The organism is Frankia sp. CcI49, assembly GCF_001983215.1.
In the GTDB taxonomy this organism is placed as follows: Bacteria; Actinomycetota; Actinomycetes; order Frankiales; family Frankiaceae; genus Parafrankia; species Parafrankia irregularis.
The window spans coordinates 128,142-149,335 of record NZ_MOWP01000023.1; the positions used below are offsets into that span (position 1 = coordinate 128,142).

Annotated in this window: 18 protein-coding genes and 1 tRNA gene; 11 read left to right on the top strand and 8 right to left on the bottom strand. The window is 70.4% G+C overall.

The window, feature by feature from the left end; genetic code table 11:
• From CcI49_RS21155 to CcI49_RS21170, 4 genes are all read left to right on the top strand, one after another.
• Nucleotides 1–1,269: a DNA polymerase III subunit delta' gene (locus tag CcI49_RS21155; RefSeq protein WP_076828814.1), complete on the top strand. Its 1,269-nt coding sequence runs from the start codon at nucleotides 1–3 to the stop codon at nucleotides 1,267–1,269.
• Between the two features lie 104 nt (nucleotides 1,270–1,373).
• Nucleotides 1,374–2,174 carry a metallophosphoesterase gene (locus tag CcI49_RS21160; protein ID WP_076828856.1) on the top strand — a complete coding sequence of 267 codons (801 nt, stop codon included), beginning with the start codon at nucleotides 1,374–1,376 and terminating at the stop codon, nucleotides 2,172–2,174.
• Nucleotides 2,175–2,314: 140 nt separating this feature from the next.
• Complete coding sequence (gene ricT, locus CcI49_RS21165) at nucleotides 2,315–3,289, top strand: regulatory iron-sulfur-containing complex subunit RicT (RefSeq protein WP_054569013.1); 975 nt, start codon at nucleotides 2,315–2,317, stop codon at nucleotides 3,287–3,289.
• Between the two features lie 60 nt (nucleotides 3,290–3,349).
• Nucleotides 3,350–3,997, top strand: coding sequence for a histidine phosphatase family protein (locus tag CcI49_RS21170; protein ID WP_116437461.1), 648 nt, complete (start codon nucleotides 3,350–3,352; stop codon nucleotides 3,995–3,997).
• Here CcI49_RS21170 and CcI49_RS21175 read toward each other — a convergent pair.
• Nucleotides 3,979–4,710 (bottom strand): response regulator transcription factor, encoded by a 732-nt coding sequence (locus tag CcI49_RS21175; RefSeq protein WP_006542997.1) that lies wholly within the window; start codon nucleotides 4,708–4,710, stop codon nucleotides 3,979–3,981. The genes CcI49_RS21170 and CcI49_RS21175 overlap by 19 nt on opposite strands.
• 504 nt (nucleotides 4,711–5,214) lie before the next feature.
• Here CcI49_RS21175 and CcI49_RS21180 point away from each other — a divergent pair.
• Nucleotides 5,215–5,286 (top strand) — tRNA-Thr (locus tag CcI49_RS21180).
• 161 nt (nucleotides 5,287–5,447) lie between these two features.
• On the opposite strand, the gene CcI49_RS21185 is transcribed toward CcI49_RS21180, so the two are convergent.
• A complete protein-coding gene (locus CcI49_RS21185; protein ID WP_006542998.1) occupies nucleotides 5,448–5,987 on the bottom strand; it encodes an inorganic diphosphatase in 540 nt (179 codons plus the stop codon).
• A gap of 616 nt (nucleotides 5,988–6,603) precedes the next feature.
• Here CcI49_RS21185 and dacB point away from each other — a divergent pair.
• From dacB to folE, 5 genes are all read left to right on the top strand, one after another.
• Nucleotides 6,604–8,082, top strand: a complete 1,479-nt coding sequence (gene dacB, locus CcI49_RS21190) for a D-alanyl-D-alanine carboxypeptidase/D-alanyl-D-alanine-endopeptidase (protein WP_054569012.1) — start codon at nucleotides 6,604–6,606, stop codon at nucleotides 8,080–8,082.
• A gap of 87 nt (nucleotides 8,083–8,169) precedes the next feature.
• Nucleotides 8,170–9,324, top strand: a complete 1,155-nt coding sequence (locus tag CcI49_RS21195; protein ID WP_054569011.1) for a zinc-dependent metalloprotease — start codon at nucleotides 8,170–8,172, stop codon at nucleotides 9,322–9,324.
• Nucleotides 9,325–9,405: 81 nt separating this feature from the next.
• Nucleotides 9,406–11,178, top strand: a complete 1,773-nt coding sequence (gene hpt / locus CcI49_RS21200) for a hypoxanthine phosphoribosyltransferase (protein ID WP_076828816.1) — start codon at nucleotides 9,406–9,408, stop codon at nucleotides 11,176–11,178.
• A 210-nt stretch (nucleotides 11,179–11,388) separates the two neighbouring features.
• Entirely contained in the window at nucleotides 11,389–13,644 is a 2,256-nt protein-coding gene (gene ftsH, locus CcI49_RS21205; protein ID WP_076828818.1) for an ATP-dependent zinc metalloprotease FtsH, read from the top strand.
• On the top strand, nucleotides 13,641–14,399 hold the full coding sequence (gene folE, locus CcI49_RS21210) for a GTP cyclohydrolase I FolE (RefSeq protein ID WP_054569009.1): 759 nt from the start codon (nucleotides 13,641–13,643) through the stop codon (nucleotides 14,397–14,399). Before ftsH ends, folE begins: the two co-directional genes overlap by 4 nt.
• 69 nt (nucleotides 14,400–14,468) lie before the next feature.
• On the opposite strand, the gene glsA is transcribed toward folE, so the two are convergent.
• The 3 genes from glsA to CcI49_RS21225 all read right to left on the bottom strand — a co-directional run bounded on the left by glsA (nucleotide 14,469) and on the right by CcI49_RS21225 (nucleotide 17,904).
• Nucleotides 14,469–16,301 carry a glutaminase A gene (glsA, locus tag CcI49_RS21215; RefSeq protein ID WP_054569008.1) on the bottom strand — a complete coding sequence of 611 codons (1,833 nt, stop codon included), beginning with the start codon at nucleotides 16,299–16,301 and terminating at the stop codon, nucleotides 14,469–14,471.
• A gap of 228 nt (nucleotides 16,302–16,529) precedes the next feature.
• Nucleotides 16,530–17,375, bottom strand: a complete 846-nt coding sequence (gene hisG / locus CcI49_RS21220) for an ATP phosphoribosyltransferase (protein WP_076828858.1) — start codon at nucleotides 17,373–17,375, stop codon at nucleotides 16,530–16,532.
• 58 nt (nucleotides 17,376–17,433) lie between these two features.
• Entirely contained in the window at nucleotides 17,434–17,904 is a 471-nt protein-coding gene (locus tag CcI49_RS21225) for a phosphoribosyl-ATP diphosphatase (RefSeq protein ID WP_054569007.1), read from the bottom strand.
• 277 nt (nucleotides 17,905–18,181) lie between these two features.
• Here CcI49_RS21225 and CcI49_RS21230 point away from each other — a divergent pair, with 277 nt between their 5' ends.
• On the top strand, nucleotides 18,182–18,988 hold the full coding sequence (locus tag CcI49_RS21230; protein WP_054569006.1) for an HAD family hydrolase: 807 nt from the start codon (nucleotides 18,182–18,184) through the stop codon (nucleotides 18,986–18,988).
• A gap of 28 nt (nucleotides 18,989–19,016) precedes the next feature.
• Here the strand turns inward: CcI49_RS21230 and CcI49_RS21235 are convergent, their stop codons facing one another.
• The 3 genes from CcI49_RS21235 to CcI49_RS21245 form a co-directional block, all read right to left on the bottom strand.
• A complete protein-coding gene (locus tag CcI49_RS21235; protein WP_054569005.1) occupies nucleotides 19,017–19,934 on the bottom strand; it encodes a helix-turn-helix transcriptional regulator in 918 nt (305 codons plus the stop codon).
• Between the two features lie 133 nt (nucleotides 19,935–20,067).
• Nucleotides 20,068–20,277: a hypothetical protein gene (locus tag CcI49_RS21240; protein ID WP_054569004.1), complete on the bottom strand. Its 210-nt coding sequence runs from the start codon at nucleotides 20,275–20,277 to the stop codon at nucleotides 20,068–20,070.
• A 496-nt stretch (nucleotides 20,278–20,773) separates the two neighbouring features.
• Nucleotides 20,774–20,974, bottom strand: coding sequence for a hypothetical protein (locus CcI49_RS21245; RefSeq protein WP_076828820.1), 201 nt, complete (start codon nucleotides 20,972–20,974; stop codon nucleotides 20,774–20,776).
• Between the last annotated feature and the right edge of the window lie 220 nt (nucleotides 20,975–21,194).

The following is a 21,194-nucleotide window of genomic DNA, read 5'->3' on the forward strand; positions in this document are numbered from 1 at the left end:
GTGGCCGACAATGGCAGCGTGACGGTCTGGGATGCGCTCGTCGGGCAGGATGCCGTGGTCTCGACGCTGACCGCGGCGGCGGAGGCGGCGGCGCTGGTGGCCACCGCCGGCCCGCTGGCGGCCGCCCGCGCGGGCATGACCCATTCCTGGCTGTTCACCGGGCCCGCAGGCTCCGGGCTCGCGGAGGCCGCGCGGGCCTTCGCCGCCGGGCTGCTCTGCGAGAGCACCCCGCCCGGCTGCGGGCAGTGCCCCGCCTGCCACACCGTCCTGTCCGACACCGCCGCCGACCTGCGTACGGTCCGGCCGGAGGGGCTGTCGATCGGCGTACGTGACGTCCGGGCCCTGATCAGGGACGCCGCGAGCGCCCCCAGCGCGGGCAGTTGGCGCATCCTGCTGATCGACGACGCCGACCGGTTCACCGATTCGGCGGCCAACGCGCTGCTCAAGGCACTGGAGGAGCCGGCCGAGCGGGCCGTGTTCCTGCTGTGTGCGCCGTCGGTCGACGATGTGCTGCCCACCATCCGCTCCCGCTGCCGGTCGGTCGCGCTGCGCCTGCCCACCGTCGAGGACGTCGTCGCCGTCCTCGTCCGCGAGGGTGCCGACGAGGAGCTGGCCCGGGTCGCGGCCCAGGCTTCGCAGGGGCACGTCGGGCAGGCCCGGCGGCTGGCCGCGGACCCCCAGGCCAGGGCCCGCCGGGAGGCCGTGCTACGCCTGCCGTCCCGGCTGAGGCGCACCGGCGACTGCCTGGCCGCCGCCGCCGACCTGGTGGAAGCGGCGACCGCCGACGCCCAGGCGGCGGGTGCTGATCGGGACGAGGCCGAGACCGAGGCGCTCAAGACAGCCCTCGGGGTCGGCGCCACGTCGGCCGGCACCCGGTCCACCTCCACCCGGGGCGGCGGTCGGGCCGGCGGCGCGGGCGCCAAGCCGCGGTCGATCCAGGTCAGGGGCGCCGCCGGCGCGCTCAAGGAGCTGGAGCGGGCGCAGAAGAGCCGTGGGCGGCGAACGGTGCTCGACTCCCTCGACCGGGCCCTCGTCGATCTCGCCGGCCTGTACCGGGACGTCCTGGTCAGCCAGCTACGCGCCGATGTCGCTCTGGTGCATCCAGACCACGCGGAAGCCACGGCGCAGCTGGCCTCCGCCGCCACGCCCGAGCAGACGCTGCGGCGGTGGGAGGCTGTCCTGGCGACTCGGCAGGCGCTCGCGGACAATCCGGGGCTCGTACCACAGCTCGCCACCGAGTCTCTCGCGCTCGCGTTGCGCGACGCATGAGAGCCTTCAGCGGCAAGGGTCGCCGCCGGCCTCCGGCGCAGACCCACTAATCAGGCAAGAGACCAGGTGGGAAGTCACGGTTCGCCCGTGACGAAGGGATGATCATGCGGGTTGCGGCTGTCGGGGATCTCCACGTCGTTCCCGGGTCCGCGCATCGGCTCCGTCCCCTCTACCAGCGGGCCGCCATGGTCGCGGATCTTCTCCTGCTGGCCGGCGATCTCACCAACGCCGGCGATCTGGAATCCGCGGCGGAGCTGTGCACCGTCGTCACCGGTCTCGATCTCCCGGTCGTGGCGGTGCTCGGCAACCACGATCACGACGCCGGCGCGGGCGGCCAGGTCGCCGCGATGCTCGGCGACGCCGGCGCGATCGTGCTCGAAGGCACCGCCGCGACCATCGAGACGTCCAGTGGCGCGGTCGGCGTCGCGGGCGTGACGGGGTTCTCCGACGGCCAGGACGCCGGGAGGGCCGCCACCGACGGAACAGCCGCCCGCCGCCTGCGCGACGCGCTGGCGTCCCTGGACACCGACGTCCGCATCGCGCTAACCCATTACGCGCCGGTCATGGAGACGCTCACCGGCGAGGCGCCGGAGATCCATCGGTTTCTCGGCAGTCCCCTGCTCGGTGCCGCGATCGACGGCTCCCGGGCGGGCACGGCGCCGCCGGCTCCGGTCACGGCACCCGCCGTCGACACCGCCGCCGATCCCGGCCCGCTCGACGCGGGTGACCTGATCGGCATGGCCGCGCCGGAGCCCACGACCATGCTGGCCGTCCACGGCCATGCGCACCACGGCCAGGAGATGGGCTGGACCCCGGGCGGGACACCGGTCCGCAACGTCGCCCGGCCGGTGATCGTCGCACCGTTCGCCGTCTACCGGCTGCCCGACGGCGCCCGGATCGGCTAGCCGGGACAACGCGGCCGCCGACGTCCGGGCGTGTCCTGACCGGGCGGGACGGAGATGGGCGAACTGGGAGCCAAGCGGCCGGGCGCGTCGTAGTCTTCGGGTGTCCCGGACCCGCGAGTGTGGAAGGCGGCGGCCGTCGCATGCCGATGATGTGCGCGGTGTCCTTTTCCAGGCGGGGTCGTCTGTACTACGCCGACCCCGGTCCGCACAGCCCGCGGGTGGGCGACCGGGTGCTGGTGCCCACCGACGACGGGCCCGAGGTCGCGACCTGCGTCTGGGCACCGCAGTGGGTCAGTGAGGACGTCGGCGGCCTCCCCGTGCTGGTCGGTCTCGCCGACGACGAGGATCTCCGCCGCAACGACGCGTCCCGGCGGCGCCGAGCACAGGCCAGGGTCGCCGCCCGCCGGCTGGTCCGGGAGCACGGGCTGCCGATGAAGGTGATCGGCGTGGACGTCGTTCTCGAGACGAACGCGATCACCATCTTCTTCACCGCGGAGAACAGGGTCGATTTCCGTTCGCTGGTCCGTGACCTCAATCGGACCCTGGCCGCCCGGGTGCAGCTTCGCCAGCTCTCGGCCCGCGACAGCGCCAAGCTGCAGGGCGGGATCGGCTCCTGCGGCCGGGATCTGTGCTGCTCGACCTTTCTCACCGACTTCGAGCCGGTGAGCGTGCGCATGGCCAAGGATCAGAACCTCTCGCTGAACCCGATGCGGATCAGCGGCGCCTGTGGCCGGCTCATGTGCTGCCTGCGCTACGAGCATCCGCTCTACGAGGAGTTCACCGCGGCGGTTCCCGCCGTCGGGGCGGCGGTGTCGATCCCCGCCGGCGAAGGCCGTGTGGTCGGCCATGACGTGCCTCGCCAGCAGCTCACGGTCGCGCTCGACGACGGGAGCCGGCACAGCTGCTCCCGCGCGGATGTCTGCGGCTCGAGAAAGGCCTACGAGGCGGCCCACGGCTCACCGAACGCAGGCAGCCAGGTGGCCCCGGGCAACCAGGCAGAGCCAGACGACCAGGCACGGCCAGACGACCAGGCAGAGCCAAACGACGAGATGGACCTGGGCGGCCAGGATCCGTCCGCTCGACGCCGGCGGTCGCGACGACGTCCGGAGCAGTAGGCGCCGCGCACGGGCGGGCGTGCGGACTGGCGAGCAACCCACCAAGGTTCGGGGGCGATAGTGGGACAGCTGGTGTGGCTGGTACGCCACGGGGAGAGCACAGCGAACGCGGGGCAGCCCGGCACGGACCCGGATGGCATCGGTCTCACCGATCTCGGGCTGCGGCAGGCTGACTTCGTCGCGGACGCGGTTCCGCGAGATCCGTCCCTGATTGTGGTCTCAGGATTTCTGCGGGCCCAGCTGACCGCCGAGCCGACCACCCGCAGGTTCCCCACCACCCCCCAGGAGATCTGGGAGGTCCACGAGTTCACCTATCTGGGCAGCCTGCACGGCAAGCCGATGAGCGACCGTGACCGGGTACCGTACGCGAGCTCCTACTGGCTCGCGGCGAACCCGTACCACGTCGACCGGCCGGAGGTGGGCAGCGAGTCGTTCGCCGGCCTGCTGGACCGGGCTGACCGGCTCCTCGCTCGGCTACGGCTGGCGCCACCCGGCCTCGTCGTGGTCTTCAGCCACGGGATGTTCATCCGGGCGGTGGACTGGTGCCTGCGAAGCCGCGCCGGCCGGGTCCAGCGGTTGGACATGGGCGGCTACCGGGAGCACCAGCAGGGCAACCCCGTCCCGAACGGCTCGATCATCGAGCTTCATGAGGACGACAAGGAGCTACGCCAGCCGATCGATCTCATACCTCACGGGTCGAAGCGGTAGCCCATCCCACGCAGGGTCGTGACGAGGCGGCGTTGTGGGGGCCTGCCCTCCACCTTGGTACGCACCCGGCGGACATGCTCGGTCACCGTGGCCGGGTCCTGGAAGCGGGTGCCCCACACCTGCTCCAGCAGCTCCTCACGGCTGAAGACCCGCCGAGGATGGCGGGCGAGGAACGCGAGCAGTTCGTACTCACGAGCGGTCAGATCCACCCGCTCGCCGGCCACCGCCACCTCCCGCGCACGCAGGTCGATGGAGACGTCACCGTAGATCAGGGGCTCGTTGCCGTCGCCGGTGCGCTGCGGCGGCGCCTCCACCGGCCGGCGCCGCAGCCGGGCCCGGACCCGGGCCACCAGCTCACGCAGCGAGTAGGGCTTGACCACGTAGTCGTCGGCACCCAGCTCGAGGCCCACGACGCGGTCAACCTCCTCCGCGCGCCCCGTCAGCATGATCACCGGAACCTCACTGGTCTGGCGCAGCCGGCTCAGAACGGCGAACCCGTCCATCCGCGGCATAGCCACGTCAAGCACAACGAGGTCTACCTCTGTGGTCTGGAACAACCGCAGCGCGGCCTCGCCGTCCGCGGCCTCCAGTACCCGGTACCCGAATCGCTCAAGGCTGCGTGCCAGTGCGATTCGCGATGCCTCGTCGTCTTCGGCAACAAGCAGCGACGCTCCGCGCGTCGTGCCTGGCGCACCTTCCCCGGCCCCGGTCATGGTGCGAAACCCTACGCAACCTCTCCGGAGCCACTGCGACCGGGGGTGCCTTTTCGGCACCACGAGCCCCACACGCCGGAGTACCCGCATTCAGTTTCGTAACGGAAAGACGCACCCAGCATGCGATCGGTACACATTGCGATGATTCAGCCCTCGAAAAGCGACCCAACGTCCACGCGATGTGGCATGACGCACAGAACATCCGATCGGTGACGTTCGGGGACCACTGTGGGCCTCGCGCCTCCGTCACGCGCCCGGCACTCCCGTCCGGCGATCCCCCTGGCGCCCGCCCGGGAGGATCGCGCACGTTCGGCCCATCCGCACACCCACCCCGCGGACCCCGGACCGGAGCACCCATCACACCGATCATGCCGCGCATCGCGCTGTTCCAGGTGCCACCGGATCGCCGACCACGGGCGCCGATCGCTCACCGGCCTCCGTCTGGCATACTCGTCCCGGGCAGGGCGGTGTCGGAGTTTGCAGCCCCACATGCACCTGCCAGACGCCGGAGTAGCTCAGTGGCAGAGCAATCGCCTCGTAAGCGATAGGTCGCGGGTTCAATCCCCGCCTCCGGCTCAAACACAGTCCCAGCAGGAACCTCAAACACAGTCCCAGCAGGGAAAACCCCCGCCACCAGCGAAAAGGGCGGCCGGGGGATCCTTCCCCACCAGCCGCCCGCGGCAACGCGCCAGCTCGGTCAGCGCATCGCCGTCTCCATCGCGTCAGCCGCCTCGGCGTCAGGCCGTGTGGGCGTGCGCCGTCGTGTCGTCGGCGCCGTGCCCGGCCTCCTCGGAGTCCTTGAGCCGGGTGATCGAGTCGAGGATCTCCTTCTCGGCGTCCCGCCGGTCGACCCAGGAGGCGCCTTCCACGGACTTGCCGGGCTCGAGATCCTTGTAGACCTCGAAGAAGTGCTGGATCTCCAGCCGGTCGAACTCCGGAAGGTGACGGATGTCACGCAGGTGCTCCTGGCGGACGTCCGCCACCGGAACACACAGCACCTTGTCGTCCGGGCCCTTCTCGTCCGTCATGCGGAACATGCCGATCGTCCGGCACCGCACCAGGCAGCCCGGGAAGGTCGGCTCCTCCAGGAGGACCAGCGCGTCGAGCGGATCGCCGTCCCGGCCGAGGGTGCCCTCGATGAAGCCGTAGTCGGACGGGTAGTGAGTGGACGTGAACAACATCCGGTCGAGCCGGATGCGCCCGGTGTGGTGATCCATCTCGTACTTGTTGCGCTGCCCCTTGGGGATCTCGATGGTCACATCGAACTCAAGGTCCACGCCGTTCCCTGTCTCCTTCGGTACGTCCGGCACCGAAGGCCGGAACTGGTTTGGTGACGCCTTCACGTCGGTGGTGCCCCCGCCGAACCACGCCCACGCGACCCGGCCGGCGGCCGGATCCGGGCGCGGTGTGCCCGCATGCCTGCGCCCGGGGGCGCCTGAAGGCGGTGCGGACCCACTGTGCCCTGCGTGCGGTGACGGAACTCGACGGGGTCCCGGTCCGACATCCGACTCGCCGTGCACGTGCGTCGCGACCGGAAACCCACGCGGGTCGTGTACATCGTGCCCGTTCCACCTCGGTGCGGGCGCCAAGGTGTGGTCTTCTCCGTATCCGAACCGCGCCGCTCCCGGATGACGCCTCCTCGGTGCGGGCGCCTCGCCGGCTCACGTGTCAGAGATGTTCCCGCCCGGCTGAAGGCCACGCAGCCGCGGCCGGTGACCTGGGCACCCCCGCTGCTCGAGCGCCCGGACGTTCGAGAGCCCCGACGTTCGGGGACCCAAACGAGGGCGTCCACCACAAGCGACATCAAGATCTCAAAAATACCAGGCCGACACGTGGACGGCACGACGCTGTCCAGCCACAGCCAGCCTGCGTAGTCTTCCGCTGGTGACAACAGTGCCGCTGGCCGCGCGCACCGGTGGCCTCACGGCCCTGGCCGGCGCGCTGCTGGCCGGATCTCTGTCGCCCACACCCGGGCCCACGGCAACCCCGGGCGGCCCGGCGTCGCCCGGCTCGGGCACCCGGGTCGAGGCGTCCGCCCTGCCCGGGCTCGACCCCGACGCACCACAGGCCGATCCGGCAGCGGTCACCGCGCGGCTGACCGAGGCACTCGCCGACCCCGTGCTCGGCAACCCGGCCGCCCTGGTCGTCGACGCACTGACCGGTCAGGTGCTGTTCGCCCAGCGCTCCACCGAGCCGACCGCCCCCGCCTCGACGATCAAGATCGCCACGGCGACCGCGGCGCTCACCACACTCGACCCCGACAAACGCCTGGTCACCCGGGTGGTCTACCTGCCCCCGGCGGGCGGCTCCGCCACCTCGCCGGGGGGAACGCTGTGGCTGGTCGGCGGTGGTGATCCCACCCTGACCGCGAGCACGGAGCCCGGCGGCTACCCGCCCGCCGCCCGCCTGAGCGACCTGGCCGAGCAGGTCCACGACGCCGGGATCACCTCCGTCGCCACGGTGATCGGCGACGGTACCGCCTACGAGGGGCCCGCCCAGGCCGCCGGCTGGCGCGACGGATACGTCACCGACGGCAATGTCACACCGGTGTCGGCGCTGGAGGTGGATGCCGGGCGCCGGGCACCCGGTGCGGCCGGGGCACGCACAACCACCCCGGACGCGGCCGCGGCCGGGGCCTTCGCCTCGGCACTGCGCACGGCGGGTGTCTCGGTCGGCACCGTGGCGACCGGCCGCGCGGATGCCGGCGCGCAGGAGGTCGCCTCCGTCCAGAGCCCGACGATCCCGGTGCTGGTCGAGCGCATGCTCACCGACTCCGACAACGATCTGGCGGAGAGCCTGGGCCGTCAGGTCGCGGTCGCCCGCGGGCTGCCGGCGACGTTCGCCGGCGCCTCCGCCGGTGTGCTCGCGGCGCTGCGCGACGCGGGGATCCCCACCGACGGAGCCTCGCTGCAGGACACCAGCGGGCTTTCCATCGAGGACCGAATCGCACCGGCGACCCTGGTCGCGGCCCTGCGGACGGCGGTCATGCCCGGGCATCCGGCATTGCGGACCGTGCTGTCCGGGCTGCCGGTGGCGGGCTTCACCGGCACTCTCGGCGACCGCTACAGCGCCGGGGACACCTCCGCGGCAGCGGGCGTCGTCCGGGCGAAGACGGGGAGCCTGCGCATCGTGACAAGTCTTGCCGGCATGGTCACCGACGCCGACGGTCGGCTGCTGCTGTTCGGGCTGTTCGCGCCGGTCGAGGAGCAGGGCCTCACCAAGATGGCGCTGGATCGGGTGGCCACCGCTCTCGCCTCGTGCGGGTGCTCGGCGACGACATCCACCAACGTGCCGAGTACCGGCGGCGCGGGTGCCGCGGGAGCCTCGGGCGCTCAGACACCGGCCCAGCCGTCTGCCTCGGCCGGGCGCTGATCCGGCTCCGGCCGGGCGGCTGCCTTCCGCAAGCGGGTCGTCCGATCGGGCAGGCCAACCCGCCGGAGGCCCGGTACGCTCGTATTCGTGGACGCTGAGCTGGTCGACTGGGGCCTCGCTGTAGCAACTGCCAAGAAACTCGTCCGTCCTGGCCCGCAGCGCACCCGAGCGCAGGCGGATGAAATCGTCTCCGAGCTTCGCAGGCTCGCCGTGGTCGCCGAGGGCCACGTACAGGACTACACGCAGCTGGTTCCCGCCGGTCCCGCGACGCCGATCGCGGTCGTCGACCGACCCGAATGGGTGCGTTCCAACGTCGCGGGCCTGCGGGTCGCCACCGCGCCGCTGATGGAGAAGCTTTCCGACCAGAACCGCAGCCGCCTCTCCGCGAACGTGGGGCGCCGCGTCACCGGGATCCAGATCGGCTCCGCCCTGGCCTACCTCGCCGGCAAGGTTCTCGGCCAGTTCGAGATCTTCCTGCCGCCGGAGGAGTACGAGGAGGGCGGGCCCGGCGCGGGTCTGCCGTCGCTCGCCAAGCCCGCGGCCGCAGCGGCCGCGGTGGCGGCGCTCCCGGTGGGTCGGCTGAGCCTGGTGGCACCCAACATCGCCCACGCCGAGGAGGCGCTCAACGTCGTCCCGCGTGACTTCCGGCTCTGGGTGTGCCTGCACGAGCAGACCCACCGCAGCCAGTTCACCGCGGTTCCCTGGCTTCGCGAGCACCTCGAGTCCGAGATCACGTCGTTCATCGCCGCCACCGATCTCGACCCGGACGTCCTTGCCGACCGGGTGCGCGCGGCCGTGACGGCGCTGCGCAGCGCCGTCCGCGATCACGGCCCGGACGCGCCGAGCGTGGTGGAGGCGTTGCAGACACCGGCGCAGCGCGCCGTCCTGGACCGGCTCCAGGCGCTGATGACCCTGCTGGAGGGCCACGCCGACCAGGTCATGGACGCGGTCGGCCCGCTGGTCGTGCCGACGGTGGCCGACATCCGGGCCAAGTTCGACAACCGTCGCTCCGGCGGCTCGCCCATCGACCGGTTCCTGCGGCGTCTGCTCGGGCTCGACCTGAAGATGCAGCAGTACCGCCAGGGCGGCGCCTTCGTCCGGGCCGTGGTGGCCGACGCCGGTGTCGAGGGCTTCAACCACGTCTGGCAGTCGCCGCAGACGCTGCCGACCAGGTCGGAGCTGGCCGACCCCGGGGCGTGGATGCTGCGGGTGCTCGGCACCCGGCCGTCGATGTCGGCCTGACGGCCTGAGGGCCCGGGTCAACGTGTCGGCCAGGTCTTCGTGACGGCGGCTCGGCCGGCGGCGCCCCAGACCCCGCGGGGCATGCCCGCACCGGCCGTCGCGGCGGTGCGCCTCGGTGTCCGCGACGCGGTGGCCGACCTTCCACCGGGCGCCCTGGTGCTGGTCGCCTGTTCGGGTGGCGCCGACTCGTTGGCGCTTGCGGCCGCGGTGGCCTTCGTCGCTCCCCGGCGTGCGCTGCGGGCCGGCCTGCTGACGGTGGATCACGCCTGGGATGACAACTCACGCGCGCGGGCCGAGGAGGTCGCGGCTCAGGGCCGGGCGCTGGGGCTGTCCCCGGTGGAGATCCTCGCGGCCCCGTCCCCCCGCTCTGAGGGCGCCGCCCGGGACGAGCGTAGGAAAGCCCTGCTCGCGGCGGCTCGACGTCTCGACGCACACGCCGTACTGCTCGGCCACACCCTCGACGATCAGGCCGAGACCGTGCTGCTACGCCTGGCCCGGGGCTCCGGCGCCCGCTCGTTGAGCGGCATGCCGGCCCTTGACGGGCTGATCCGCCGGCCGTTGCTCGGGCTACGTCGGGACCAGACCCGCCAGGCCTGCCAGTTCCTGGGCCTGCCGTACTGGGAGGACCCGACGAACGCCGATCCCGCGTTCGCCCGGGCCCGGACGAGATCGCGGGTGCTGCCGGTGCTGGAGGCCGAGCTCGGGCCGGGAATCGCGCAGGCCCTCGCCCGCACCGCCGACCTGCTGCGCGCGGACGCCGAGGCGCTGGACGAGCTGGCCGACGCGACCTACTCCGACCTCACCGCCGCTTCCGGTCCGGACCATGGACAGGACCAGGAACCGGAACCGGAGCGGGACCAGGAACCGGAGCGGGACCAGGAGCCGGAGCGGGACGCCGCCGGTTCCGCGCCGGGGCCGGCCGCGCGGGTGGAGCTCGAGGTCGAAGCGCTCGCGGGCCTGTCCCAGGCCGTGCGCAGCCGCGTGCTGCGGCGCGCGGCGCTGACGGCGGGTTCCTCGGCCTCGGCGCTGCGGGCCGGGCATGTCTGGGCGATCGAGGAACTGGTCACCCGCTGGCGCGGGCAGCGGCCCGTGCCGCTCCCGTCGGGCGTGCTGGCACGCCGGACGGGTGGCAGGATCGCCATTGTCGGTCCAGATACCCCGATCGTCGCCGAAGCCGCAGAGTCCGGCGAGCGAGGGCCGGCCCACCCAGCGCACAACCAGGAGGACAGGCCGGTGAGCCAGGCCGCTACGGCGAAGCCCGACAACGACCGCACTTCGAATCCGACAGATGAGTCTGCTCGAGCCCGGATTCATCCGGATATCGACGACATCCTCGTCAGCCAGGAGGAGATTGCGGCCAAGATCGCAGAGTTGGCCGCGCGCGTCGACGCGGACTACGCCGGCCGCGAAATCCTGCTGGTCGGGGTGCTCAAGGGCGCCGTCATGGTGATGGCGGACCTGTCCCGGGCGCTGTCCGTCCCGATCACCATGGACTTCATGGCCGTCTCGTCCTACGGGTCGACGACCTCGTCGTCCGGGGTCGTCCGCATCCTCAAGGACCTCGACCGGTCGATCGAGGGCCGTGACGTCCTCGTCGTCGAGGACATCATCGACTCCGGCCTGACGCTGTCCTGGCTGCTGAAGAACCTGCGGTCACGCGGGCCGGCGTCACTGGAGGTGCTGGCGCTGTTCCGCAAGCCCGAGGCCATCACGGTGGACGTCGACCTGCGGTATGTGGGCTTCGACATCCCGAGCGCGTTCGTCGTCGGTTACGGCCTCGACTACGCCGAGCACTACCGGACTCTGCCGTTCGTGGGAACGCTGACACCCGAGGCGATCGCCCGCCGCGCCTGAGGCTCACCACGCAGGCTCACGGCTCCTCCGGGACGAGGCGCGCCCAGTTCCGACCCCGGTGCGTGGAACAGGGCGGGCCCGCGGGCCGTTGCTCGGATGTACGCGCGGTGAGATGCGCGTGCCGGCGGTACCCTCGGCACAAGGGAATCCCGATCGAGGGCAGCACACAGGGCAGGAGGGTGGAACGCTTGTGTCCGGCGTTCCAAACAGATGACTCCAAGAAGAATCTTCCGCGGCTGGGTACCCCTGCTACTCCTGGCCCTCTTCGTGATCATTCTCACGACAGGCGTGCTGTCCGGGCCGAGTGAGTACCAGAAGACGGAGCTCAGCGCCGTCCAGCAGAAGATCGACCAGAGTGCCAGCGCCGCGCCCGAGAACCGTGTGGTCGACGCGACGATCCAGGACTCGAAGCAGATCATCCGGATCAAGCTCGAGAACGGCAAGAAGTACGAGGCGTCCTTCGCGACCGAGCAGGCCATCGCCCTGGCCAACGAGCTCAAGGCGCAGAACGTCAAGTACAACGTCACCGTCGACCGCGGGAACGTGCTCGTCTCGCTGCTGCTGAACCTGCTGCCCGTCGTGCTGATCGTCGCGCTGCTGCTGTTCTTCATGAACCAGATGCAGGGCGGCGGCAACCGCGTCATGAACTTCGGGAAGTCCAAGGCAAAACTGGTCAGCAAGGACACGCCAAAGACCACGTTTGCCGACGTCGCGGGCTCCGACGAGGCGATCGAGGAACTCCAGGAGATCAAGGAGTTCCTCGAGAATCCGGGCAAGTTCCAGGCCATCGGCGCCAAGATCCCCAAGGGTGTCCTGCTCTACGGGCCGCCGGGAACCGGTAAGACCCTGCTCGCCCGGGCGGTCGCCGGTGAGGCCGGCGTCCCCTTCTACTCGATCTCCGGCTCGGACTTCGTCGAGATGTTCGTCGGTGTCGGCGCGAGCCGGGTCCGTGACCTGTTCGAGCAGGCCAAGACGAACGCCCCCGCGATCATCTTCGTCGACGAGATCGACGCCGTCGGCCGGCACCGCGGCGCCGGCCTGGGCGGCGGCCACGACGAGCGCGAGCAGACGCTGAACCAGCTCCTCGTCGAGATGGACGGTTTCGACGTGAAGGGTGGCGTCATCCTGATCGCCGCCACCAACCGGCCCGACATCCTCGACCCCGCGCTGCTGCGCCCCGGCCGATTCGACCGCCAGATCGTCGTCGACCGGCCCGACCTGCTCGGGCGCGAGGCGATCCTCAAGGTCCACGCCAAGGGCAAGCCGATCGGTCCCGACGTCGACCTGCTGACCATCGCCCGTCGCACGCCCGGCTTCACCGGTGCCGACCTGGCGAACGTGCTGAACGAGGCCGCCCTGCTGGCGGCCAGGTCGGACGTCCGATTCATCTCGTCGGCTCTGCTGGAGGAGTCGATCGACCGGGTGATGGCCGGGCCCGAGCGCAAGACCCGGGCGATGAACGAGAAGGAGAAGAAGCGCATCGCCTACCACGAGGGTGGTCACGCGCTCGTGGCGCACGCGCTTCCCAACGCCGACCCGGTTCACAAGATCACAATCCTGCCTCGTGGGCGCGCCCTCGGTTACACCATGCAGCTGCCGCTGGAGGACAAGTACCTGTCAACCAGGTCGGAGATGCTCGACCGGCTGGCCGTGCTGCTCGGTGGACGCACCGCGGAGGAGCTCGTCTTCCACGAGCCCACCACCGGTGCCAGCGATGACATCGAGAAGGCGACCCAGATCTCCCGCGCGATSATCACCCAGTACGGCATGAGCGACAAGCTCGGCGCGATCAAGTTCGGCAGCGAGTCCGGTGAGGTCTTCCTCGGCCGCGACATGGGCCACCAGCGGGACTACTCCGAAGAAGTCGCCAGCGAGATCGACGACGAGGTGCGCCGGCTGATCGAGGCCGCGCACGACGAGGCGTGGGAGATCCTGGTGACCTACCGGGACGTCCTCGACAACCTGGTGCTGCGCCTGATGGATTCGGAGACCCTGAGCAAGGACGACGTCCTGGAGGTCTTCGCCACGGTGCAGAAGCGCCCGAGCCGCGGCTCGTACACCGGCGTCGGGCGGCGCATCCCGTCGGACCGGCCGCCGGTCCAGACCCCGGCCGAGCTGGGCCTGGTCCCGACCAACGTCTCCGACATGGTGAAGGGCGGTCCGGCCGGCCACGCCGCGAACGGCGGCACGCGCCATCCCGGCGCCACCAACGGCGGTGCGCCGAACGGCAACGGCAACGGATCCGGCGGGCATGCACGTCCCGCGGGGTCGGCCGACCCGACGTCCGCCCAGAACACGCCGGCCCCGGGCGGCGACCCGGCGCAGACCGGGCACAGTGCACCCGGCGCCGGTGGCCCTGCTCAGGCACCTGGGGCGGCCGGAGACCCGGCGCCGGAGACACCCCGGATCTCGAACCCGTGGGCGCCACCCACCTGGGACAACGATGACGACAGGAGACGCCGTTGACCGCCGATTCCGAGCAGGCGAGGACCGTTTCGCAGCAGGCGAGTGACCCGGCTTCGGGCCTCGTCGGCGTCGATCAGCGTACGGCCCTCTCCGAAGGAACCGACGCCAACAACGGCGGTGGCAACGGGTCATCGGCGAGTTCTGCGAGCACGGAACGCAAGCGGCCCAAGCGGCCCGACATGGTCCGGCCGTTCGACCACGACCGGGTCGCGCGGGCCGTCCGCGAACTGTTGATCGGCATCGGCGAGGACCCGGACCGCGAAGGACTGCGCAAGACGCCCGACCGGGTCGCCCGCGCCTACCAGGAGGCGGTCGAAGGGCTCGGCCGGGACCCCGCGGAGGTCCTCACCACGGTGTTCGACGAGGGTCACGACGAGATGGTCCTCGTCCGCGACATCGACTTCTCGTCACTGTGCGAGCACCATCTGGTGGTTTTCGCGGGCAAGGCGCACGTCGCCTACATCCCGAACGAGAAGGGCCAGATCACCGGCCTGTCGAAGCTCGCCCGCCTGGTGGACCTCTACGCCCGGCGGCCGCAGGTGCAGGAGCGCCTCACCTCACAGGTCGCCGACGCCCTCGTCGACGTCCTGGACCCACGTGGTGTCATGGTCGTCGTCGAGGCCGAGCACCTGTGCATGTCCATGCGGGGCGTTCGCAAGCCGGGAGCGACCACCGTGACGTCGGCGGTGCGCGGCCAGTTCCTGAGCCCGGCCACCCGCAGCGAGGGCATGTCGCTGATCATGCGGGGCCGCTGATCATGCGGGGCCGCTGACCATCCGCGGGGCCGCATGACCAGCGGTTACAGGGTCTCGCGGCCTCGCCGGTCACTCCTCCAGCGACTGGATCTCCAACGTGGCCTGGCGGAGCTGGGACGACAGGCTCCGCGCGATCGAACGGACCAGCGCGTTGTACACGTCCGGCTGGTCTCGCAGCAGCGTCGCGAAGGCCTCGACGGACAGCACCTCGCAGGTCGCGGGCTGGGCCACCACCGTGCGGGTGGACCGCCGGCCACCTTCGACGAGCGCGATCTCACCGAAGGCACTCCCGGCCGGAATCGCACTGAGGCGGAACCACCTGGTCCTGTCGGAGTTCGGGGCCAGCGCGTTCACCACCCCGCGCGTCACGAAGAAGAGCGCGTCCGCCGGCTCACCGACATCGAAGATCGTGTCACCGACCTCGTAGGAACGACGCTCACACGCGTCGGCGACGGCGCGGGCGGCCTGCTCACCGAGGTCGGCGAGATCAGCGAGCAGTTCCTGCGCTCCGAGGTCGACATGCGCGGTCGGCGGAGGGGTGGCCAGGTCCTCGGCCGCGAGCAGGGCCTCCTCCGCGTGTTCAAGTGCGGTTTCCAGATCGGGCAGCCGCATCGTGTTGGCCGTACCGAGCATCAGCCGGGCGACGCCCGGTATCGCCCGTGGATCAGCGAAGAGCACCGTCGTTCCCTGCGCCGCGAGGTCATCGACCATGACCCGGATCAGCTCGACCGCGGGCTCCCGGACCGCGGCGACCCGCCGCAGGTCAAGCACCACCCAGCGGACACCGTCCAGGTTCGCCCGGACAGTTCGGACGACCCGCTCCGCGCTGGCGAACACCAGGTCGCCCTGCAGTTCGTGAATGATGATGGCGGAACCGGATCGGGCGAGCGCGGCACGTTCCCGCGCACCGCGCAGCCGCTTCGAGCTCAGCGCGTCGCCACGGTGTGTCCCGCGCACCGGATGCGGCGGCTCGCCCTGCGGCGCCAGCAGATGCAGCGCGAAGCGGGACGCCAGCATCTCGCACGCCCGGACCCCCCGGACGCTGTTTCCCACCTCGTCGAGCGGCGGGCTGAAGACACCGATGCCGAGCTGCCCGGGCAGCACCGCGCAGACCCCACCTGCCACGCCGCTCTTGGCCGGCAGGCCCACCCGGAACAACCAGGTTCCGGCCCGGTCGTACATGCCGCAGGTCACCATGACCGTCAGCACGTGGTTGACGTGCTCCTCGTCGAGCACTCGCTCGCCGGTGCGTGGGTTGACCCCGCCGTGGGCCAGCGTGCCTGCCATCACCGCCAGGTCAGCCGCGGTCACCTCGACCGAGCACTGCCGGAAGTAGACGTCGCAGATCTCGTCCACGGAGCCGCGCAGCGCGCCGGCGCCACGCATCAGGAAGCCGATCGCGCGGTTGCGATCACCGGTGCCGCGCTCCGAGGTGAAAACCCGTTCGTTCACCGTCAGCCGCCGCCCCGCAAAGGATGACAAACCATCCAGAATGCGGGCGAAACGCTCCTCGGTGTCACTGCCGAGAACCAGGCTCGATGTGAGGATCGCTCCGGCGTTGACCATCGGATTCAGCGGCCGGCCACTCCCCGGCTCAAGCGTGATCGCGTTGAAGGCATCGCCGGTGGGCTCCACGCCGACCCGCGCCAGAACGTCGTCGGTGCCCCGGTCACGCAGTGCAAGCGCGTACACGAACGGCTTGGAGACCGACTGGATCGTGAACGGAACCTGACTGTCCCCGACCTGGTAGTGAAGCCCATCCATCGTGGTGACCGCAAGGCCGAAGAGATCCGGGTCCGCCGTGGCGAGCTCGGGAATGTAGCTGGCCACCGAACCCGACGTGTGGCTCTGAAAGGCATCGTGGATGTCCGCGAGGACCTTCTCCATGGGCCCCGTGCCCATGTCCCCCACGCCCCGGGCTCCCACCGCGCCGGGGCTCGCAGCCGGCGAGCCGACATCGGAGGCCAGTCCAGAAGTACCCGTTGCCAGCCCGACGTTCCCGATCCCGCGCATGCTCCGATCAAAGCATGAACGCTGGTTCCGCCGGTCGGCGAAAGCGGACCGGCGGCCGCAGCCAGCGGACCGCCGGGCGCCGTGCCCAGCGGTGACGCCACCAGGCCTTTCGCCGTGCTAAAGGCGACAGGCCTGGATCCCGGAGACCAGAATCCCCCGGGCACCAAGATCCCACAGGTCATCCATGGTGCGGTTGACCTCGGCCTTCAGCACCATCGCGCGGACGGCGACCCACCCCTCGCGCTGCAGGGGCGAGATCGTCGGTGACTCGTACCCCGGCGTGATCTCGCAGGCCTTCTCCAGCACGGAGGCAGGCACGTCGTAGTCCATCATCACGTAACGCCGAGCGACGAGGACGCCCTGGACCCGGCGCAGCAGCCGCTCATGAGCGGTCGACAGCTCCGCCCCCCGCTTGGCAATCATGATCGCCTCGGAGTGGAGCACCGACTCGCCCACAAGCTCCAGGCCCGCGGCCCGCAACGTCCGCCCGGTCTCGACGACATCGGCCACCGCATCCGCCACGCCGAGCCGCACCGCCGTCTCCACCGCGCCGTCGAGCTTGACGATCTGCGCGGAGAGACCGCGCCCGGCGAGATCGGTCCGCACCAGGCCCGGGAAGGAGGTGGCGATGCGCAGCCCGTCGAGCTCCCGGACGTCGCTCAGCGCCCCGGCGGGCGCGGCGTAGTGAAATGTCGACTGGCCGAACCCCAGCGGGACGAGCTCCTGCGCGGCGGTGTTGCTGTCGACGAGAAGGTCTCGACCGGTGATGCCCAGATCGAGCCGACCTGTACCCACATACACGGCTATGTCACGCGGGCGAAGGAAGAAGAACTCGATGTCGTTCTCAAGATCTGCAATCACGAGCTCGGCGGACTCGCGCCGCGCACGGTAACCCGCGTCGCACAGCAACTGACTGGACGGAGCCGCGAGCCCGCCCTTGTTCGGAACCGCGATACGCAGCATCATCACCACTCGCCGACGGCGCACACGGCACACACGGCCGCGGAGAAAACGGACGTACTCACAGGCGCGAGTATACGTCGTCCAGGGAAAGGCCCAGGGAAATCATCATCAGCTGACTCCAGTAGAGCAGCTGTGAGAGTTCCTCGGCCGCTCGCTCGCGGCTCTCGTGCTCAGCCGCCATCCAGGCCTCGGCGGCCTCCTCCACAAGCTTCTTACCCAAGTGGTGCAGGCCTTGGTCCAGCGCGGCGACGGTGCCCGAGCCCGGCGACCGGTCGCGCCATTTTCCCGCGAGCTCCGCAAAGAGTTCGTCAAATGTTTTTCTTTCCCGGCTGCCGCTTCCTGCGCCAAGCGCGGATTCGGTGGCGGACGGCGGCGATGTGACCGATGCAGCCGGCCCGCCGAACTCGACGCCCTCAGCCGCGGCCGCGCCTCGGGAACCAGCCCCGGCGCCGCTGCCGGAACCCCCCACTCCGCCAGCACCGCCGGTCGCGGACGGACGGGCCGCGTCGGGCGCGTCGGAAAGGACCATGCCCGCATGCTACCCGCAGCCGCCGGGCCGGACGCCGACCATGATCGTCGATCCGATCCATGCGACCAGGCCAGGGACGCCGATCAGCACTCGAGGCACCCGGCCTCGACTCTGGCCGCAGGCACACCTGAGGCCACAGCGGATCAGCTCGATGAGCTACCCGAGTCGACATCAGCGGTGGGTCGACGCACTCCGGGCGATGCTCTGGTATCGACTGGTAGCGACCCGAAGCCGACACCACCGAGCCCGCTCAGACGATGGTGCGGCATCGCTGCGAATGGTTGACTCATTACTTGTGTCCCGTCCCGCTCTTGTCGCCACCGACCTGGACGGAACCCTGATCCGTACCGACGGCACCGTCTCCGACCGGACCAGGGACGCGCTGCGCCAGGTCGAGGGTGCTGGCGCGACCGTCGTGTTCGTCACCGGTCGCCCCACCCGGGTGATGGCTGACATCGTCCGCCAGACCGCGGTCTCCGGCCTCGCCATCTGCGCCAACGGCGCACTCGTCTACGATCTTGACGCTCGCGTCGCGGTGCGCGAGACAGTCCTGGAGCGGTCGGCGGCGGTGCGGCTCGCGCAGGCGATCCGGGAGGTGGTGCCCGGTGTGGCCTTCGCGGTGGAGAGCGGGTTGCGGTTCGGGCGGGAACCCGAGTTCCTCACCATGTGGCCGGACCCGGACGAGGTCGTCGGCAGTTTCCAGGAGCTCCTCGACCTCCTGCCGACCGCGAAGCTCCTCGTCCGCCGGGGCGGAACAGTGATGACCGACGTGTACCAGACGGTCGTCAGCATCGCCGGATCCGACGCGGCCGTGACCATGTCGAGCGCCGACCTGATCGAGATCTCCGGGCCGGGTGTCTCGAAGGCGGTCGCTCTGGCCGAGCTTGCGGCAGGCTGCGGGATCGGGCCCACCGACGTCGTGGCCTTCGGGGACATGCCGAATGACCTGCCGATGTTCGCCTGGGCCGGGCATTCGGTGGCGGTGGCGAACGCGCATCCGGAGGTCCTCGCGGCCGCCGACGAGATCACGGCCTCCAACGACGACGACGGCGTCGCCCAGGTGCTGGAGCGCCTCTACCGCTGACGTGGCCTGGTGCTCCCGTCGGCGCGGGTCAGCTGGGACGCGCCAGATCCGCGTACAGGGTCTTGTAGGAATCGGTCATCCGCGCCAGATCGGTTTCGGAGTTCTTGACGAAGTAGTCGTGTACCCGCCGGTAGAAGTCCACGGTCCGCCGGTCCCGCACAATTGTCGCCTCAATCGACTCGAGCATGACGGCCCGATCGTCGAGAAGTGTGAAGCCCTGGGCCGGCGGAAACCGAAGCTCCACCCCGCGGGGCACGATGCGGACCGTGACATTGGGCAGATCCGCGACCTTTTCGATGCGGTCGATCTGCGCGAGCATGTAGGCCGGCGGGGCGAACCGGTTACTGAGCACTGATTCCATCATGACGAAGTCAAAGATCCGCTGCGGCTCGTAAAGGCGCTCCTGCCGCTGGGCCCGCAGGGAGACCGTGGCCGCGGTGTCGGCGTACCACTCCTGTTCGGACGTGTCCTCCGCGTACTGAAGTGAGAAGTATCCGTTCACAACGCGCCGGGTGTACTCACTGATCTGCAGCAGGCCCGGGACGGCCACGGGTTCGTAGCTTCGCAGCTCCCGTGCCCGCCCTTCCTCGGTGAAGTAGTCGTGCTGCCCGACGGCGCCGATCCGGCGCCGTCCGCCGCGCCGCGCGGCCGCGTTCTGGAGCTTCTCCGCGTCGTCCATCAGGTTCCGATACGCGTTCTCCGGCGCGTCGAGAGCCCTGGCGATGCGCTCGACGTCCGCCGGAGTGGGACGTAACAGGCCCCGCTCAAGCTTGGAGATCTTCGCCTGACTCATGTCGACCTTGGCACCGAGGGCCTCGCCGGTCAGGCCGCGGGCCCGACGCAGGGAGCCGAGGATCCGGCCGATGTTGACCGCCGAGGAACGAGCGCCGTGGTCGTCGACGTCGTACGCAGACGCAGACGACGTGCCCGGTCCGATATCCGCCATTGTTACCTCGGTACGGTCAGTGAGCCTTTTCCATCTCACGGTGCACGGTCAGGGGTTCCGCAGGGCCGAGTAGACAACGGAAAAGGCTCATTGCATCGGGCCGGCGAACGGCGAGGTTCTCGGCGGTCGGTGGCTACCCGTCTACGGCGGGCAGCTTCCGAATCGCATCGACGAGCAGCTGGCGAGGAATCCGTACCAGGGTCTCGCCTTCCGGCACCTCACCGGCCCCGCGCCGATCCGGGACAATATAACCCTGCACCACCAGATCGGTACCCTCGGTGGTGTAAATGGTCGGACATCCCGACGTGTTGCAGGCCATGCCGACCAACGGGGTGAGCTCCATCGCTCCGCGGCTCCTGACTGTCAGCTCGACGACACCGCCGGCCGCCACGAATACTAGCTCGGATCGGAGGCATATGCGGGCGGCCGGCCGAATACTCCGGACTCGGGCCCGTAGCCGCTTGAATATAGCGGCGGAGCTGGCGACCCTCCGGCAGGGCACGCATGAGCGAGGCACCAGGTCGCCCGGTTACCCGACAGGATCCAACCACGTTCCGTAATCGCACTGGAATACTTTGTTACCAAAGCCGGCTCTGTTCCGCGACAAACCGGCACCGCGTACTCGGGGTGGCGGGCTCCGACCGCCTGAGCCAGTCCGACCCGCATCCGTGCTCGCATCCAGGCCCGCAGCGTCGGCCCGCCTCACACCCGACCCGGCACACCGCCACACACCCGACCCGGCACACCGGCTCAGAAACGCCGGCGCATTGCCTCAGAAACGCCGGCGCACGGCGTCAGTTACGCCGATGCACGGCCTCAGCGACCACGACGCACCCCACTCACAGCGGGCCGAGCCGCCGGGCCGCTTCCAGCAACAGGGCCGGCGGGATGACAACCAGCGCCTCGCCGGGCGACAGGACCACGGCGGCCGGCGGCGGATCCATCTGATCACCCCGGATGACGATCGCGCCCGATTCGTCAAGGAACACCGCCGGGCACGCGGCGGTGTTACAGACAGCCGCCAACGGGGTCAGAGTCATCGATTCAGCCTCTCTGTACTCACCTCGGCCACCGGTCGACCCGGTTGGGCATCGCGCGTGACGCAAACGAACGATGCCGCCGTTCGTCTCACGGGGAGGCAAGCCCGAGTAGAGCATAAAGATGCGCTTCACGCCCACCGCTACGCATGGAAAATCAGTTCAAAGATCGACAAGATATAGATGATGAGAGAAAGTGGGGATAATCACACCCTGTAACCAC